Source organism: Iodobacter ciconiae, assembly GCF_003952345.1.
Taxonomy (GTDB): Bacteria; Pseudomonadota; Gammaproteobacteria; order Burkholderiales; family Chitinibacteraceae; genus Iodobacter; species Iodobacter ciconiae.
This window is the reverse complement of record NZ_CP034433.1, coordinates 2983974-2999844: the sequence shown is the minus strand read 5'-3', so window position 1 is coordinate 2999844 and position 15871 is coordinate 2983974. Positions and strand designations below refer to the sequence as shown.

The window sequence follows — 15871 nt, the reverse complement described above, 5'->3', positions numbered from 1 at the left end:
GCGAGGAACAAGCGGGGCAAGGCAGCGAGCCAATCCCGCCCGCCGCCGACTCGATTGTCCGCAGCGAAAGGGCCTTCGTGCTTTGAGTTTGTGGCTTGGCTTCGTTTCTTGGCCACACAAAAAAGGAAGGTCCAGCGGGACGCCCGCACCTAAATCAACCTGCCGAAGGCACTATTAAAAAAGGTGTACTTCACCTTAATTAAAAATTCACCCCCTCCCTCGCTGCGCCAGCAAATGCACCACCAGCCCAAGCAAAATACACGCCGTTCCCCAGATCAAAGATCCCGAAACTTCTTCGCCATTCAGGCTGTATCCCATCCATAAAGCCATCGCAGGCGTAATAAGGGAGATAAATGACACACTGATCGGCCTGCATTCCCTGATTAGCCAGTAATACAGGCTAAACCCCAGAACCGAACCAAATACAGCCAGATAACTGATTGCAACTAAACTTTGTACTGGAAAAGTTAAATTTGTGACATCGGTTTGCCATACACACACCATGCCCAGCACTACAGTTGCAATGCTTAATGCCCCTGCATTTACAGCCAGCGGAGATTGCCTGGCGGCTAGCTTTTTAAGTTTTACTGCAGCAGCAGCCTGTATCAGTACAGCCAGCAGCACTACCGGCACGCCCAGTATGCCAGCCGAGTTTAATTTTTCAGCAAAAATGATCAGCAAACCTGTGATACCTATCACTATCGCCAGCATTTCAAAGCGATTTAATTTTAAACCCAACCATAACCACGAAAAACCAGCTGTTGCCAGAGGAATCAAACCAAACAATACTGCCACTAAGCCTGACGATACGGTTTGTGACGCCCAGTAAACACAGAACATGGCTAAAGATGTAGCAAACCCGGCACAAGCACTGGCAGGCCAGCTGCTTGCAGGTATTTTTTGTTTGCAAACAATCAGCACAAGCAGTGCTAAGGCAGCAGCCAGCCCAAAACGGGAGGCGAGTGCAGCAGAGTAGGGAACACCTTGTACGCTCCAATTAATTGCTAAAGGCGTGGTAGACCAAAGCAAAACCAATATTAAATATGCTATTTTTTGCATGGATTATTCTTATTTTTTCCACGTTGTACCTATGGCAATTTCAACAGAAACAACACAGGACATAAAAAGTGAGTAGATTCGGGCGAGTATCTAGGCATACTATCTTGCCTTCAATGCAAGTCCATTCATACTAAAAGCAGATACCCCAGCTGTTCTTCATCCAGATGCAAGGACATTGTGACATTTTGCATGCAGTGCGCTGGCTACATAATTAGCTACAATCCCATCCTCAAATGTTCCACGTGAAACCATGACTGCCCACGAAATAGAACCTAATGATGCCGACGAGTTGGAAAGCATCGCAGATCAAGGCCCGCGCCGTTTTGTTGAAGCGCAGATCTCTGCTACTCCGGACGATGCCGAATCCGTACAGCTAGGCTTGTACGCAGAAAAAAGCTACCTCGAATACGCAATGAGCGTGATTAAAAGCCGCGCCTTACCGCAAGTAGAAGACGGACAAAAACCGGTACAACGCCGCATTCTTTACACCATGCACGGCCTTGGCCTGGTTGCTAATGCCAAGCCGATTAAATCGGCACGTATTGTCGGCGATGTAATGGGTAAGTACCACCCACACGGCGATCAATCTGCGTATGACGCACTGGTACGTATTGCTCAGGATTTTTCACTGCGCTACCCGCTAATCGATGGCCAGGGTAATTTTGGCAGCCGTGATGGCGATGGCGCAGCAGCAATGCGATACACCGAAGCACGCCTCACACCGATTGCTGAGCTATTACTGAGCGAGCTGGATAAAGGCACGACTGATTTTGTGCCCAATTACGATGGCGCATTTCAAGAGCCTTCATTGCTGCCTGCACGCTTGCCTATGTTGTTGCTTAATGGCGCATCGGGGATTGCGGTAGGGATGGCAACAGAAATCCCCGCACATAATCTGGGCGAAGTGGCTGATGCTGCAATAGCGCTGATCAAAAAGCCCACACTGACCACCAGCGATTTGCTTACTTATATCCAGGGGCCGGATTTACCCGGTGGCGGGCAGATTATCTCGCCACGCAAAGATATTGTGACCGCCTATGAAAATGGCCGTGGCAGCTTAAAGGTTCGCGCCCGTTGGACCAAAGAAGACTTGGCCCGTGGCCAGTGGCAGATTGTCATTAATGAATTGCCACACGGCACTTCCACGCAAAAAGTGCTGGAAGAGATTGAAGATTTAAGTAATCCAAAAATCAAAAAGGGCAAGAAAGCCCTGACCCAGGAACAGATTCAAACCAAGCAACTCATCCTGTCTTTAATCGATAGGGTGAGGGATGAATCAGGCAAGGAAAACGCTGTTCGCCTGGTGATTGAGCCAAAATCATCAAGGCAAAATCCTGACGATATGATGAAGCTGCTGCTGGCACACACGGCGCTGGAAAGTGGTTTATCCATCAATATGGTAACCATTGGCCGTGATGGCCGCCCTGGACAAAAATCACTACAGCAAGTGATTGCCGAGTGGATTTCTTTCCGCTTTGATACTGTTACCCGCCGCACCGAGCATCGCCTGGGGCAGGTGAATGATCGCATGCATATTCTGGAAGGCCGCTTAATTGTCTTCTTAAATATCGATGAAGTGATCCGTATTATTCGTCATAGCGACGAGCCCAAAGCGGCTTTGATTGAGGCGTTTAACTTAAGCGATCGCCAGGCCGAAGATATTTTAGAAATCCGCTTGCGCCAGTTAGCGCGCTTGGAAGGCATTAAGCTTGAGCAGGAACTGGCTGATCTGGCAAAAGAAAAAGCCGAGCTTGAACATCTTTTAGCTAATCCTGATGTAATGCAAAAACTGATCATCAAAGAAATTGAAGCAGATAAAAAGAAATTTTCCGACCCGCGCAGAACGTTGATTGTAGAAGCAGAACGGGCTTCGCTGGAAGTCACAGTGGTGGATGAGCCAGTCACAATTATTCTCTCTGAAAAAGGCTGGATGCGCGCGCGCCAGGGCCATAGCCTTGATCTGCAAAATCTCAGTTTTAAAGATGGCGATAAACTATTGGCCTTTATTGAGTGCCGCTCTATTGATCCGATTGCGATGTTTGCCAGCGATGGCCGTGTTTACACTATTCAGGCATCGGTGATTCCGGGCGGGCGTGGCGATGGTGTACCGGTAACGACCTTGATAGATCTAGCGGCTAAGTCACAAATTATTCAATTACTGGCTGCAAAACCACAAGAGCACTTAGTAATTGCCAACTCAAGTGGCTATGGTTTTTACTGCCTGTTTGAAAACTTAATGAGTCGTCAAAAAGCCGGTAAGAGCTTCCTCACGCTAGAAGAAGGCGAAACGCTACTTAAAGTTTCTACCTTTGTTCCACGTGAAACATCACAAGTTGCTTGCCTCTCCACACTGGGCAAATTGCATCTGTTTGCCTTTAGCGAGTTTAAACAACTGGCAGGAGGTGGGCGCGGAGTCATTACCATGGCCCTGGATGATAAAGACACGCTCTCCGCAATTACAGTTTGTGATGGTGTCACCCTACAAATCAATGGCACAGGCCGTGCTGGTAAAGCCATGGAATGGAAGCTGAATGTGAATGAAATGGCGCCTTATCAAGGAAAACGAGCAAGAAAAGGCAAACCAATCAACTCAAATTTGAAGCTTCCGAGTTTTTAACTATGACAATGACAGCTTTAATTGCAGCAGCTTGGGCTGATTTGGGCATTCCGCTCGATTTACTTGAGCACCGCCCATTGCAACTATTTGAAGAAGCCAGCGAGCTGGTAGATGTAGCTGTCAGTAGTGATGGCCGTATCTGGCAGCTCGTTCCGGACGCAGCCATCAGCTGGCTGGCAATGCAAAATGCGGCACAGGCGGAAGGAATAAATATTCAGATTGCGTCGGCCTATCGGGCATCAAGCCGTCAATGTGAGCTGATACAAAAGAAGTTAATGCAGGGGCAAGAAATTGAGCAAATTTTGCAGGTGCTTGCTCCACCCGGCTGTAGCGAGCACCACACCGGCCGCGCTGTAGATATTTACCAGCCCGGCGGCCCTGTAGTGGAAGAAGCCTTTGAAAATACCGCGGCTTTTAACTGGCTAAGTCTTAATGCTGCGCACTTTGGTTTTCGCCTGTCATTTCCACGCGGCAACTCATCCGGCTATCTTTATGAGCCATGGCATTGGTGCTGGCATGATGCGTAAGATGAGTGCAACCTCATACGCTTTAACAATATCCGCTCTACGAAAAATGCAATAAACCCTCTATTTATCATTTACCACCGTCGTTACCAGCTTTAATAGTTCAGGCAAAATCTCTGGCAAGCGATCTTGAATACTGCGGCCCGGTAAAAGAGGCAGACAAAGATCATAACGACCATCGTAATAGCACTCCACCCGTGGCCGCTGCGGGTCCAGCATCCATCCGGAGTAAGGCAGCCATACCAGCATTAAATCACGCCAGCGCGGGCCAATATCAGCTCGTTCACCAACGTGCCTGAACACAGCCCAACGCCCTGCCGGGCACTGATACTCACCTAATAATCTAGGTAATTTAAAGTGACTGGATATCGGTACGGCCACATCATAACGCCGCCGCTCTGCGGGTGTTGTGGCCGGATCACTCCAGACCAGGCCAAACCATCGATCCCCTTTAATTCCAAGCGTTTGACACTGCTCTTGAAAGCGCTCTAAAAACTTCTCCAAATGAAAACCATAATCTCCCACCGCTCGTTGATAAGCCATACGTCCAGCTGGCCATTCTTCCAAATTGATGTGGGCTTCAACCTCATCCCAGCTCCATATCCGATCAGCATCCGTGCCTGCAATTGTTAACCCCGGCCGATAGGACATCGAGCCTAAATTATTAGCAATCCAGCAAATTGCTACCGCCCGCCCGGCACGCAAATCACTGGGCGTAAAACCAAAGCTGCGGCCAAAGGCCCGGCTAAAAGTTGCAGGGGATGAAAAGCCAACCAAATCTGCCACTTGCCCGATTGGCAAATGTGGCGACCATTGCAAAAGTGAAGCAGCGACTTCTAAGCGTAATTGCCATAAAAATGCTTGCGGGCTATCGCCATATTCACTTTGAAAACGGTGAGCTAAATGCCAGGGCGAGTAATGGGTGACATCAGCCAGATCCGCCAATTGTAAAGGTGCAGCCAGCCCACGCACCATGCGATCAATCGCTTTTTCCAACCGAAGGCAGGGAGAGTTATCCATGTTTCACGTGAAACAATTAAAGCACCTCATCAAGCGGGGTAACTGCTAAATCTTCGGCAGATCTTGCCCAGAAGAATCGATCGGGTATCTGTTGCCCCATACCGGGCCGGTAAGCCGCCTGCAGTGTCTGCCAGGTGTAATCCTGACCTTCTTTTACCGCTTCACCAATCTGGGCACCATTGGCCAAGGCACCGGTTAATGCTGCTGCAAGCGTACTGCCTGCGCCATAGTAACTACCAGGCAACCTATCCCAAGTATCTACACTGGCGCGTCCCATATCGCTATAAAGGGCATTGATGACCTTAGGTGTATTTTCATGAGCACCTGTAATCAATACATATTCGCAACCACAATCCAGAATTCGGCTGGCAGCCGCATCCAGAGTTAAATCATCCTGATCATCCGGGTCATCCGATGCCAAATATCTTGCTTCAATGCTATTAAGCGTAACCAGTGTGGTATGTGGTAATAATAATTCACGAGTCATTGCAAGTAATTCTTCGGTAGCTAAATGATCTCCAGGCTTGGAAAAAAATACAGCATCCAGGATAAGCGGGATTTCTGGATAATCTGATGCAATTTCAGCAATCACGGTCAGGGTTTCAATGCTGCCAATCAGGCCTACTTTAATCGCATCTACTTTCATATCTTCAAGGATGCAGCGAGCCTGATCTTCCACCCACTCACTTTCAATGAGTAAAATATCTTGCTCGCCTGCACTATCTTGAATAACGACGCCGGTAATTACCGGTGCCACATGGCAACCAAGGGATGACAAAGCAAGCATATCTGCAGCAAGTCCAGCACCACCGGATGGATCATTACCAGCAAATACAAGCACAATAGGGGGGCTGGTAGTCATGGGGACATTCACTGAATCAGGTAAAATTGAAATTTTATCTTACTTAACAGGTAACTCGAATGAAAAAATATATGTGTCTCATTTGTGGCTTTATTTACGATGAAGCTGAAGGTATGCCTAACGATGGTATCGCTGCCGGAACCGCATGGGAAAACGTTCCTCCAAACTGGACTTGCCCGGATTGCGGTGCAAGAAAAGATGATTTTGAGATGATGGAAATCTGAAAGGATGGTTATGAAAAAACTGATTAGCGTAATTTTTCTTTCCGCCATACTGCCAGGCTGTCAACAGGTTAGCACTACGGAATCAGGTATAAACCAGATCAACCGTAAGCAGAACATGAGTATGCTCTTATCCGAGCAACAAGTTAACAATATGGCCAGTCAGTCCTATCAGGAGACTTTAGATAAGGCAAAAAGCAAAGGTGTGCTCAATAGCAACAAACAAATGACAGCCAGAGTTCGCAATATTGCTAATCGCATTATTCCGCAAACCAGTACATTTCGCCCTGATGCCAGCAAATGGCAATGGGAGGTTAATGTAGAAAACAGCCCGGAACTAAATGCTTATTGCATGGCTGGTGGCAAGATTATGTTTTATTCCGGCATTATTGAAAAACTAAATCTTACTGATGATGAAATTGCTCAAATTATGGGGCACGAAATTAGCCACGCTTTAAGAGAGCACAGCCGTGAGCGCATGAGTAGTGCATATAACAAGCAATTGGCTATGCAAGGCTTATCTTTGCTCACTGGTGGAAAATATGATGGCTATATGAGTATGGCTGATGAGCTAATGCAAGTAGGCTACTTTTTACCTAATAGCCGCGAGCATGAATCCGAATCCGATACCATGGGACTCGAGCTGGCTGCCAGAGCTGGTTATAAGCCACAGGCAGCGGTTAGCCTGTGGCAAAAAATGGCTGCGGCCAGCAAAGGGCAACCAGCAGAATTTCTTTCCACTCACCCTTCAAATCAAACACGCATTCAAGATTTACAGGCCAGAATCCCAGCAGTACAAGGCTTATACGATGCCGCAGTACGTAAATATCCATCCAATTTAAAAGGATAATAAATGCTCTGGGTAAAAGCGCTCCATATTATTTTTATCACCAGCTGGTTTGCGGGTTTATTTTACTTGCCAAGATTATTTGTAAACCATGCCATGAGCACAGATCACGAAACGATTGCACGTTTAAAATTAATGGAGCATAAGCTGATCCGATTTATGACTCCCTTAGGTATTTTGGCGTTGATATTTGGTATCTGGCTTTGGTCTTATTTTGATTTTTATATGGGCGCAGGCTGGCGCTGGATGCATGTGAAGCTCACGCTGGTTGCTGTTTTAATTGCTTATCACGGCTGGTGCTGGAAAATCTGTAAAAATTTTGCAGCTGATCGTAATACACGCAGCCACCGCTGGTATCGTTTTTTTAACGAGATTCCTGTTCTAGTTTTAGCAGCCTGCGTTATTTTAGTTGTGGTAAAACCTTTCTAAAAAGAGCTTTAGAGAAAAATAATGGCGATAGAAATTGAACGTAAATTCTTATTAAATGGTGATGATTGGCGTAGTGAAGTACAACAGTCAAGCCGGATTGCACAAGGTTATTTATCTAGTGATCCCGAACGAGTAGTGCGTGTTCGCTTACGTGATAATCAAGGGTTTATCACGATAAAAGGTAAAACAGCAGGGATTGAGCGTCTGGAGTTTGAATATGAAATTCCGGTTGCTGATGCAGAAGCATTGTTAAAATTATGCCCCAATACTCTGGATAAAACACGTCATTTAATCGATTTTGCTGGCCATATTTGGGAGATTGACGAATTTCATGGCAAAAATTCACCATTAATTATTGCTGAATTAGAATTAGCCAGTAGTGATGCAAATTACATAAAACCGGCATGGTTAGGTGCCGAAGTATCAAATGATTCACGATACTTTAATAGTTATCTTTCTGAACATAGCTATTCAACCTGGTAATTTACCAAGGTATACAAAATAAGCGCCCTGTAAAAGGCGCTTATTTTTTGTCTAAATAATGATGTAGTTAGTGAATTAAAACTACGTTGTGTCATGCAGCAGGCAACAAGTAAGCAATGACGGTTTCTGCATGGGATTGATAAGGCTATGATATTGTTTTTTTATTATGGATTTCCTTATGAATCAAAATCAACAATTATTTGCTGCAGCACAAAAGCATATCCCTGGTGGTGTCAATTCGCCAGTGCGTGCTTTTGGCTCTGTTGGTGGCACACCACGTTTTTTTAAAAAAGGTCTTGGTGCCTATGTCTGGGATGCAGATGATCAGCGTTATATTGATTATGTAGGTTCCTGGGGGCCGCTTATCTTAGGTCATACTCATCCAGATGTACTGGAAGCTGTTATTAATGCAGCTAAAAATGGTATGAGTTTTGGTGCACCAACGGCCGCAGAAGTAGAATTAGCTGATTTAATTTGCAAAATGCTACCGTCTATTGAACAAGTTCGGCTTGTTTCAAGTGGCACAGAAGCCACAATGAGCGCAATTCGCCTTGCCCGCGGTTTTACCGGGCGCGATAAATTAGTGAAATTTGAGGGTTGTTATCACGGTCATGCTGATAGTTTATTAGTAAAAGCGGGTTCTGGTTTATTAACTTTCGGCAATCCTTCATCAGCAGGTGTTCCAGCGTCAGTTGCAGCAGATACCTTAGTTCTACCTTACAACGATGTTGCTGCTCTAGAAGCATTGTTTGCAGAAATAGGGGAACAAATTGCTGCCATTATTGTAGAACCTATTGCTGGCAACATGAATATGGTACAAGCCAGCGCTGAATTTGTTCAAGCGATGCGTAAATTAACTGAAAATTATGGTTCGGTTTTAATTTATGATGAAGTCATGACTGGTTTTAGAGTTGGTTTACAATGTACTCAAGGTTTGCATGGGATAAAACCTGATTTAACTTGTCTTGGTAAAGTAGTGGGTGGTGGTATGCCGCTAGCTGCTTTTGGTGGTCGTAACGATATTATGGCTAAATTAGCTCCCTTGGGTCCGGTTTACCAGGCAGGGACATTGTCTGGTAATCCGGTTGCTGTAGCAGCCGGGTTGGCTACATTAAAACTTATTTCTGAATATGGTTTTTTTAATCAATTATCTATTCAAACTAAAAAATTATGTGATGGTTTAATTCAAATAGCTAAAGAAACAAATACTATTTTTTCTACACAAAGTGTAGGTGGTATGTTTGGTTTTTATTTTAGTAAAAATATTCCACAATCCTTTGCTGATGTAATGAATTCTGATCGTACTAAATTTAATTCATTTTTTCATGGTATGCTAAACAAAGGAATATATTTAGCTCCTTCTGCTTTTGAAGCAGGTTTTGTTTCTGCAGCACATTCCGATCAAGATATTATAGACACACTTGAGGTAGCTAGATTAGTATTTTTAGAAATTAGCTAATATATGAATAAAATAAAAAAACGGCCTAAATGGCCGTTTTTTTTTAAACATAAAATTCCAAGCATAAGATCATATCTCTTTGATTTTAAAGATCATTTAAATTTTACATGGATTTTTTTATTTCATTTTCGATTAAAATTTCTATTTCTTGAATATTAATTAATCCGACATATTTTTTAATAATTTTACTATCTTTATTAATTAAAAATGTACTAGGTGTTAAAGCTACATCACCAAATGCTTTTGCTGCTTTTCCATTTATATCGTGTTGTGTAAAAAAAGGTAATTTTTTTTCTTTTACATAGTTAGCAATATATTCAGGATTATCATAATCCATGGCAATAGCAATTGTTTTATAGTTATTATTTTTATATTTTTCTTGTAATTTTATAAGTTCTGGCATTTCTTTAATACATCCAGTACAACTTGTTGCCCAGAAATTAACGAGTACGATTTGGTTTTTTAATGCAGACGGGTTTAAGTTTTGTCCTTGAATACTGGTTAATTGTATATCTGGTGCTTGTTTATTTGGAGTTTGAAAAAGCAAGTAGCCAGCTATGGTTATGACAGTAGCAATAGCAATTAAACGAGGTAGATAACGTTTCATAAGATGTTTCCTTGGCATGCAAGTAGGCGATTTTAGAATATTTTTTGTCCGTTTTGTGTTGGAAAATTTATTTACATCTTTTTTCTTTTAATACTTCATTTAAGAAGAAAGATATAAGAACAACTAATAAGGGGTGATATTTTCTGTGGATAAGTCATTTTTCTTTGTTTTTTCAATCACTTAAGTTATCCACAAGGCTGGGTGTGAAATCTGTTTGACCTGTGGATAAATTGGAGATAGTTTTTTGAGTTTTGCTGTCTTGTAGGTTTTCCACAGCAGCGCTTATTTTTATCCACAGGGCAAGTAGTTGATTTGATGGATCGTTTGATTTTTCATCGTATAATGGCCTCTTTCAATGGAGGGTTCGATGGCGATCCAGTGGTTTCCAGGGCATATGAACACTGCCCGTAAGCAGGTTGCAGAGACCATGGCCAAGGTGGATTTGGTGATCGAGGTGGTTGATGCTCGTTTGCCACTCTCTAGTAGCAATCCCATGATTGAGCCGATGCGTCGTTTAAGGCAGCGTCCTGCTCTCAAGGTTTTGAATAAAGCAGATTTGGCAGATCCAAGGCTTAACAAAATTTGGCTTGAGTGGTTTAAATCTCAGCCAGGCACAGAAGCGGTGTTATTGGGTGAGGATAATAAGGTTCAGGGTGCGAAGCTGATTCCACAGTTATGCCAGGCTTTGGCTCCTCATCGTGATGGCGAGGAAAAGCCGCTTAGAGCAATGATTGTCGGGATTCCAAACGTAGGTAAATCTACTTTGATCAATCATCTGGCTAAGCGCAAAATTGCCAAGGTGGCTGATACTCCCGGTGTAACCAAAATGCAGCAGCGGGTTGAAACGCTGGCGGGTATGATTTTGTACGACACACCAGGGTTGATGTGGCCGAAAGTCCAAAATGAAGATTCAGGCTATCGTCTAGCAATGGCTGGATCGATTGGTCGTAATGCTTACGACGAAGTGGATGTTGCGCTTTATGCAATTGAGGCTTTGGTTGCGCGTTATCCGCAGCTATTGCTTGATCGCTATAAATTGAAAGACCTGCTGGCTGATGCCGAACCACTTTTTGAGTTGATTGGTAAAAAACGTGGCGCTATGTTGTCAGGTGGACGGATTGATACGCAAAAAACGGCAGACATGATTTTGACTGAGTTTCGCGGCGGTACATTAGGCCGTATCACTCTTGAAACGCCGGATGATTTTCTTGAAATGCCTGTATATGATCCAAATGATGAAGTTGAGTTGCCAGATCCGGATTTGTAAACGAAACTGGGTATTGCATATAATTTACTGAATGAACAGAGTCATTATTGGCACGACGTATTCTTGAAAAGTATTTTAGAATTCGCCTGCTTTGCTGCCTATGGAAGTCGTTGATGGAAGCTGAACTGTTAAATCTTGAAGACAAAGTAGCTCAGTTAGCGCTGCTTTGCCGTAGGTTACGCGATGAAAATCGTGGCTTGCGTCAGAAATTATTGCTGACACAGCAGCAAAATCAGGGCTTGCTGGCAAAAGTAGATGGAAGCAAAGAAAGAGTTGCTGCTATTTTAGCTAAGCTGCCGGAGGATACAGAATGAGTGGTGCAGGGATTAAGCAGCTCGATGTTTCTATCATGGGGCGTGAATTTCGTGTAGCTTGCCCTGATGAGGAAGAAGCAACACTCATACAGGCTGTTGAGTTTTTAGATCAGCGTATGCATGAGATTCGCGCATCTGGCAAAGTGATTGGGCTTGAGAAAATTGCCATTATGGCTGCGCTTAATATCACTTATGAATATTTGCATACGCGTGTTGATGGGGGTTTTGACATTGCGGCGATTCAGCGTAGAATCACCGGTATGAATTCGACGATAGACGCAGTGATGGGTGAGCAAACTGAATTGTTTTCCTAGCTCTGCGCTTGTTGTAAACCAATGCTTTCCTGCGGTGTTTGTTACGGCTTGTCTCTCTGAACCAATAATTACTTTGGTTGCCTGCCACGAGAATGCCTGTTGTGAGCATCCCCCGTTGGATGCACCTGATGGCATCCGGTCGGTGACCGCTTGAACCTTCGGTTCAAGATTGCTTGTCGGACGGCACTCGCGGGAAGCTCTTCATTGTTTCACTTCATGTGAATATCATTAGTTTATCTGGTAAATCCGAAGCGCGGCGTGCTATACGTCGCGCTCGCGCTTTGATCTCCCCTCTGGAAAGGCATTCTGCAGAATCCGCTGTTGTTGCTATGGCAATGCAATTGGGTTTATTACGCAGAGGTTTAAAAATTGCTGCGTATATTCCCGCTGGCAGTGAGTTTTCTCCATGGCAGCTGATGTTGAGTGCATTGGTACGGGATGTGGAAGTGTATGTGCCTAAAGTACCCAGACGTGGAAGAAAATTAAGTTTTGTTCGTTTAGATTCAAAAAACCGTTGGAAATTAGGGCCTCAAAATATTCTTGAGCCTTTAGATGGTGAAATATGCTCGCCACGAGATTTGGATATTGTGTTTTTGCCTTTGCTGGGGTTTGATGCAAGTCTTGCCCGATTAGGTCAGGGTGGAGGCTATTATGATTGCACATTTGAATTTAGACGAATGCGGAGGAGCTGGAAAAAACCTCGTTTAATTGGCCTTGCATTTGACATGCAATATTTTGAACAATTACCCGTAGATATCTGGGATTTACGTCTAGATTACATTTTAACTGGAAATAAAGTTTGGAAAAGACCGATTTTTTAATGATATTTCTTGTTTTTACTTTTACTTCCCTTTCTTTTACGGAAAGAAAATAAAGTATTAAATGAACTTAACGGCAAAAATATGATTTTTATGAGAAAACGCAAATTATCTTCATGATAAAGATAATAAATACACAGTTATTTTTTTTGATATCACACTAAACTACGTCGCAATTGGCGCTAAAGCCAACATAGAGTCTTTACACACATATAAAGTACTGCCCCCCAATAATGAGGTTGCCATGAATAATTCGACTCAAGCCTCTCGGCTGGATCTTTTTGCACCGTTATCAGGTGTTGTTGTTGCAATAGAATCGGTTCCAGATCCGGTATTTGCACAAAAAATGGTGGGTGATGGAGTTTCGATTGATCCAATTTCCAACCTGTTGCTTGCCCCCGTTGCCGGTAAAGTAACTCAGCTGCATTCGTCAAAACATGCGATTACAATCACCACTCCTGCTGGAATTGAAGTATTGATTCATATCGGTTTGGATACCGTAATGTTGCGTGGTGAGGGTTTTACTATCAAGGCTACAGAAGGCTCTGAGGTGAAAGTTGGCCAGCCTTTAATTGAATTCAATGCAGATTTGGTTGCCCGAAAAGCGCTCAGTTTACTAACTCAAATTGTCATTACGACAGGTGATAAAGTCGTTAAATATATACCTACGACTAAAAAAACAGTCGTTGCAGGGCAAGATGTTGTGTTGTCTCTGGATTTAGCTGGTGCCACTGTCGTGGGGCAGGTTGCTGCTGCAGATACCGCAATTCAGTCCGGCGCAATTATTGTGCCTAACCCAACGGGCTTGCATGCTCGTCCGGCCGCTGTCCTGGCTAATACAGCTAAAACATTTAAGTCCGATTTAAAGCTGCTTCGTGCCGATGACGAGGCAAATGCCAAATCGGTTGTTTCAATCATGGGGCTGGAAGTACAGCATGGTGATTCGATTTTTGTAAAAGCAACCGGCCCTGATGCGGCTCAGGCAGTTAAAGCCCTGGCCGAGTTAATTGCCAGCGGTTCAGGTGAAGAGTGTGGTGGTGTTGCGACAGCTGTTGCCGCAAAACATGTGCCTAAGCCACAAGCACGTCCGGTTCTAAAATCGAATGATCCAAATATGCTGATGGGCGTTTCTGCTTCTCCGGGGCTTGCCGTCGGATATATTTTCCAGGTTAAACAGGAAGTGATTGATGTCGCTGAAACAGGCGATACACCAGAGCTGGAAAAACATCGTCTGGAAAAAGCGTTGAAAGACGCATTTGAGCAACTGGAAACATTGAAAGGTGAAATTGCTGACCCGGTTAAGGCAGAAATTTTTGTGGCCCATCAGGAGTTATTATCAGATCCTGATTTACTGGATTTGGTCAGCGTAGGTATCAATCAGGGAAAGAGTGCCGGTTTTGCATGGCGTGCTGCATTTACCAGCTATGCAGATAAGCTGGCTAAGCTAAAAAATGAAGTTCTGGCTGGTCGTGCTAACGATATCCGTGATGTTGGCCGCCGTGTATTGTGCCTGATTGCAGGCATCAAAGAAGCTGCGCTTGAAGTTCCTAATGATGCGATTTTAATCGCTGAAGATTTAACACCTTCAGATACTGCTTCTTTAGATCGTAATAAGGTACTGGGTTTTTGTACTGTTGGCGGGGGTGCAACCAGCCACGTTGCTATTTTGGCCCGCTCTTTGAATATTCCGGCAATTTGCGGGATTGAAGAGATTGCGTTGCAACTGGCTAATGGTACGCCTGTAATTCTGGAAGGCAGCAAAGGCTGTTTACGTTTAAATCCTTCTGTTGAGGAAATTAACAATATTCGCGAGCGTCAGGTAAAGCTGGCCAAACGTCAGGCTGAAGAGCTGGAAACCGCTTTCGAACCTGCTACGACTACAGATGGGGTTTGTGTTGAGGTAGTGGCTAATATTGGTGGCCTGGAAGAAGCCCAGCAATCAGTGAAATTAGGGGGTGAAGGTGTAGGTTTGCTGCGTAGCGAGTTTTTGTATCTTGAACGCACTAATGCGCCAACAGAAGCTGAGCAAGATAAGATTTACAGCGATATTGCCAAGTCACTGGGCAAAGATCGTACCTTTGTTGTGCGTACTCTGGATGTAGGTGGTGATAAGCCGCTACCTTACCTGCCTATGTCTGCCGAAGAAAACCCATTTCTGGGTGTGCGCGGCGTACGTTTATGCCTGGCTGAACCAGAGTTATTGCATACACAAATTCGTGCCATTTTGCGCTCTGCCGAGCATGCCAAGCTGGCCATTATGTTCCCGATGATTACTTCTCTGGAAGAAGTTCGTGAAGTAAAGCGTATCGTTGCAGAAGAAAAAGCAGCCCTGGGTGTTACTTCTCCAGTACAGGTCGGCATTATGGTTGAAGTGCCTGCAACTGCGGTGATGGCCGAAATTTTTGCCAGTGAAGTTGATTTCTTCTCAATTGGTACGAACGATCTAACTCAATACACCTTGGCAATGGATCGCGGTCATCCAAAACTGGCTAAAGAAGCCGATGCAATGCACCCAGGCGTATTACGTCTGATAGCTAACACGGTGAAAGGTGCACATGCTCATGGAAAATGGGTTGGTGTTTGCGGTGGTATTGCTTCCGATCCTGCGGCCGTTCCATTGTTGATCGGTATGGGCGTAGATGAATTATCAGTTAGCGTGCCTGCTATTCCGGCTGTTAAAGCTCTGGTACGTAAACTGTCAAAGGCTGATTGTCAGCAACTGGCTGCCGAAGTATTACAAATGGGGACCGTTGCAGAGGTTCGTGCTCGATTAGCTCAGCAGTTAACTGACTAAATGTACTTTCCAGCTTAAGGCAGATTATTGTTGATCTGCCTTAAGCTTGTTTTGTGCTTGTGCTTATGTTTGAGTGTTGATTTCAGCCGGAGGTATCGGGTATCTGTATCAATATCTGATGCTCTAGTTTGTTCAGTGTTCAATGGGTTGTGGTATTACATTTTATCCGTGAGAATTACCATTGAACAATGTAAACACTATGCGCGATAGTTTTCCTTTTTTGCTGGCGACTGTCT

The 15871-nt window shown here is 44.3% G+C and carries 16 protein-coding genes and 1 other RNA gene; 13 read left to right on the top strand and 4 right to left on the bottom strand.

All coding sequences use genetic code 11. From position 1 onward, the window contains the following. Window positions 1-207: 207 nt before the first annotated feature. Complete coding sequence (locus tag EJO50_RS13135; RefSeq protein WP_125974862.1) at window positions 208-1059, bottom strand: DMT family transporter; 852 nt, start codon at window positions 1057-1059, stop codon at window positions 208-210. Window positions 1060-1309: 250 nt separating this feature from the next. On the opposite strand from EJO50_RS13135, the gene parC reads away from it, so the two are divergent. Together parC and EJO50_RS13125 are read left to right on the top strand one after the other, a co-directional pair. Next, window positions 1310-3676: a DNA topoisomerase IV subunit A gene (gene parC / locus EJO50_RS13130; protein WP_125974860.1), complete on the top strand. Its 2367-nt coding sequence runs from the start codon at window positions 1310-1312 to the stop codon at window positions 3674-3676. A 2-nt stretch (window positions 3677-3678) separates the two neighbouring features. Further along, window positions 3679-4203: a M15 family metallopeptidase gene (locus EJO50_RS13125; RefSeq protein ID WP_233702083.1), complete on the top strand. Its 525-nt coding sequence runs from the start codon at window positions 3679-3681 to the stop codon at window positions 4201-4203. Window positions 4204-4263: 60 nt separating this feature from the next. Here EJO50_RS13125 and EJO50_RS13120 read toward each other — a convergent pair whose 3' ends face one another. Continuing rightward, window positions 4264-5220, bottom strand: coding sequence for an AraC family transcriptional regulator (locus EJO50_RS13120; RefSeq protein ID WP_125974858.1), 957 nt, complete (start codon window positions 5218-5220; stop codon window positions 4264-4266). A gap of 16 nt (window positions 5221-5236) precedes the next feature. Next, window positions 5237-6082 carry a bifunctional hydroxymethylpyrimidine kinase/phosphomethylpyrimidine kinase gene (thiD, locus tag EJO50_RS13115; protein ID WP_125974856.1) on the bottom strand — a complete coding sequence of 282 codons (846 nt, stop codon included), beginning with the start codon at window positions 6080-6082 and terminating at the stop codon, window positions 5237-5239. Between the two features lie 59 nt (window positions 6083-6141). Here thiD and EJO50_RS13110 point away from each other — a divergent pair, with 59 nt between their 5' ends. From EJO50_RS13110 to hemL, 5 genes are all read left to right on the top strand, one after another. Then, window positions 6142-6306 carry a rubredoxin gene (locus EJO50_RS13110; RefSeq protein ID WP_125974854.1) on the top strand — a complete coding sequence of 55 codons (165 nt, stop codon included), beginning with the start codon at window positions 6142-6144 and terminating at the stop codon, window positions 6304-6306. A gap of 115 nt (window positions 6307-6421) precedes the next feature. Continuing rightward, window positions 6422-7153: a M48 family metallopeptidase gene (locus tag EJO50_RS13105; RefSeq protein WP_233702082.1), complete on the top strand. Its 732-nt coding sequence runs from the start codon at window positions 6422-6424 to the stop codon at window positions 7151-7153. A 3-nt stretch (window positions 7154-7156) separates the two neighbouring features. Next, window positions 7157-7579, top strand: coding sequence for a CopD family protein (locus tag EJO50_RS13100; protein WP_125974850.1), 423 nt, complete (start codon window positions 7157-7159; stop codon window positions 7577-7579). Window positions 7580-7600: 21 nt separating this feature from the next. Further along, window positions 7601-8062 carry a CYTH domain-containing protein gene (locus tag EJO50_RS13095; protein ID WP_125974847.1) on the top strand — a complete coding sequence of 154 codons (462 nt, stop codon included), beginning with the start codon at window positions 7601-7603 and terminating at the stop codon, window positions 8060-8062. A gap of 178 nt (window positions 8063-8240) precedes the next feature. Next, window positions 8241-9521 carry a glutamate-1-semialdehyde 2,1-aminomutase gene (hemL, locus tag EJO50_RS13090; protein ID WP_125974846.1) on the top strand — a complete coding sequence of 427 codons (1281 nt, stop codon included), beginning with the start codon at window positions 8241-8243 and terminating at the stop codon, window positions 9519-9521. Between the two features lie 103 nt (window positions 9522-9624). On the opposite strand, the gene EJO50_RS13085 is transcribed toward hemL, so the two are convergent. Then, window positions 9625-10128: a TlpA disulfide reductase family protein gene (locus EJO50_RS13085; RefSeq protein ID WP_164521508.1), complete on the bottom strand. Its 504-nt coding sequence runs from the start codon at window positions 10126-10128 to the stop codon at window positions 9625-9627. 367 nt (window positions 10129-10495) lie between these two features. Here EJO50_RS13085 and ylqF point away from each other — a divergent pair, with 367 nt between their 5' ends. The 6 genes from ylqF to ptsP all read left to right on the top strand — a co-directional run bounded on the left by ylqF (window position 10496) and on the right by ptsP (window position 15635). After that, window positions 10496-11395, top strand: a complete 900-nt coding sequence (gene ylqF, locus EJO50_RS13080; protein WP_125974842.1) for a ribosome biogenesis GTPase YlqF — start codon at window positions 10496-10498, stop codon at window positions 11393-11395. Between the two features lie 113 nt (window positions 11396-11508). Further along, complete coding sequence (locus EJO50_RS13075; protein WP_125974840.1) at window positions 11509-11709, top strand: hypothetical protein; 201 nt, start codon at window positions 11509-11511, stop codon at window positions 11707-11709. Further along, entirely contained in the window at window positions 11706-12023 is a 318-nt protein-coding gene (locus tag EJO50_RS13070) for a cell division protein ZapA (protein ID WP_206434394.1), read from the top strand. Before EJO50_RS13075 ends, EJO50_RS13070 begins: the two co-directional genes overlap by 4 nt. 23 nt (window positions 12024-12046) lie before the next feature. After that, window positions 12047-12223: non-coding RNA, 6S RNA (gene ssrS / locus EJO50_RS13065), on the top strand. An 18-nt stretch (window positions 12224-12241) separates the two neighbouring features. After that, window positions 12242-12844 (top strand): 5-formyltetrahydrofolate cyclo-ligase, encoded by a 603-nt coding sequence (locus EJO50_RS13060; protein ID WP_164521507.1) that lies wholly within the window; start codon window positions 12242-12244, stop codon window positions 12842-12844. Window positions 12845-13085: 241 nt separating this feature from the next. Continuing rightward, window positions 13086-15635, top strand: coding sequence for a phosphoenolpyruvate--protein phosphotransferase (gene ptsP, locus EJO50_RS13055; protein ID WP_125974838.1), 2550 nt, complete (start codon window positions 13086-13088; stop codon window positions 15633-15635). Window positions 15636-15871: the final 236 nt, after the last annotated feature.

Excerpts from the sequence above, each read along its gene's own strand:
- EJO50_RS13120 (WP_125974858.1), bottom strand. The coding sequence starts at position 5,220 with ATGGATAACTCTCCCTGCCTTCGGTTGGAAAAAGCGATTGATCGCATG.
- thiD (WP_125974856.1), bottom strand. The coding sequence starts at position 6,082 with ATGACTACCAGCCCCCCTATTGTGCTTGTATTTGCTGGTAATGATCCA.
- EJO50_RS13095 (WP_125974847.1), top strand. The coding sequence starts at position 7,601 with ATGGCGATAGAAATTGAACGTAAATTCTTATTAAATGGTGATGATTGG.
- EJO50_RS13100 (WP_125974850.1), top strand. The coding sequence starts at position 7,157 with ATGCTCTGGGTAAAAGCGCTCCATATTATTTTTATCACCAGCTGGTTT.
- EJO50_RS13070 (WP_206434394.1), top strand. The coding sequence starts at position 11,706 with ATGAGTGGTGCAGGGATTAAGCAGCTCGATGTTTCTATCATGGGGCGT.
- hemL (WP_125974846.1), top strand. The coding sequence starts at position 8,241 with ATGAATCAAAATCAACAATTATTTGCTGCAGCACAAAAGCATATCCCT.
- EJO50_RS13105 (WP_233702082.1), top strand. The coding sequence starts at position 6,422 with ATGAGTATGCTCTTATCCGAGCAACAAGTTAACAATATGGCCAGTCAG.
- EJO50_RS13110 (WP_125974854.1), top strand. The coding sequence starts at position 6,142 with ATGAAAAAATATATGTGTCTCATTTGTGGCTTTATTTACGATGAAGCT.
- EJO50_RS13085 (WP_164521508.1), bottom strand. The coding sequence starts at position 10,128 with ATGAAACGTTATCTACCTCGTTTAATTGCTATTGCTACTGTCATAACC.
- EJO50_RS13135 (WP_125974862.1), bottom strand. The coding sequence starts at position 1,059 with ATGCAAAAAATAGCATATTTAATATTGGTTTTGCTTTGGTCTACCACG.
- ylqF (WP_125974842.1), top strand. The coding sequence starts at position 10,496 with ATGGCGATCCAGTGGTTTCCAGGGCATATGAACACTGCCCGTAAGCAG.
- EJO50_RS13125 (WP_233702083.1), top strand. The coding sequence starts at position 3,679 with ATGACAATGACAGCTTTAATTGCAGCAGCTTGGGCTGATTTGGGCATT.
- ptsP (WP_125974838.1), top strand. The coding sequence starts at position 13,086 with ATGAATAATTCGACTCAAGCCTCTCGGCTGGATCTTTTTGCACCGTTA.
- EJO50_RS13075 (WP_125974840.1), top strand. The coding sequence starts at position 11,509 with ATGGAAGCTGAACTGTTAAATCTTGAAGACAAAGTAGCTCAGTTAGCG.
- parC (WP_125974860.1), top strand. The coding sequence starts at position 1,310 with ATGACTGCCCACGAAATAGAACCTAATGATGCCGACGAGTTGGAAAGC.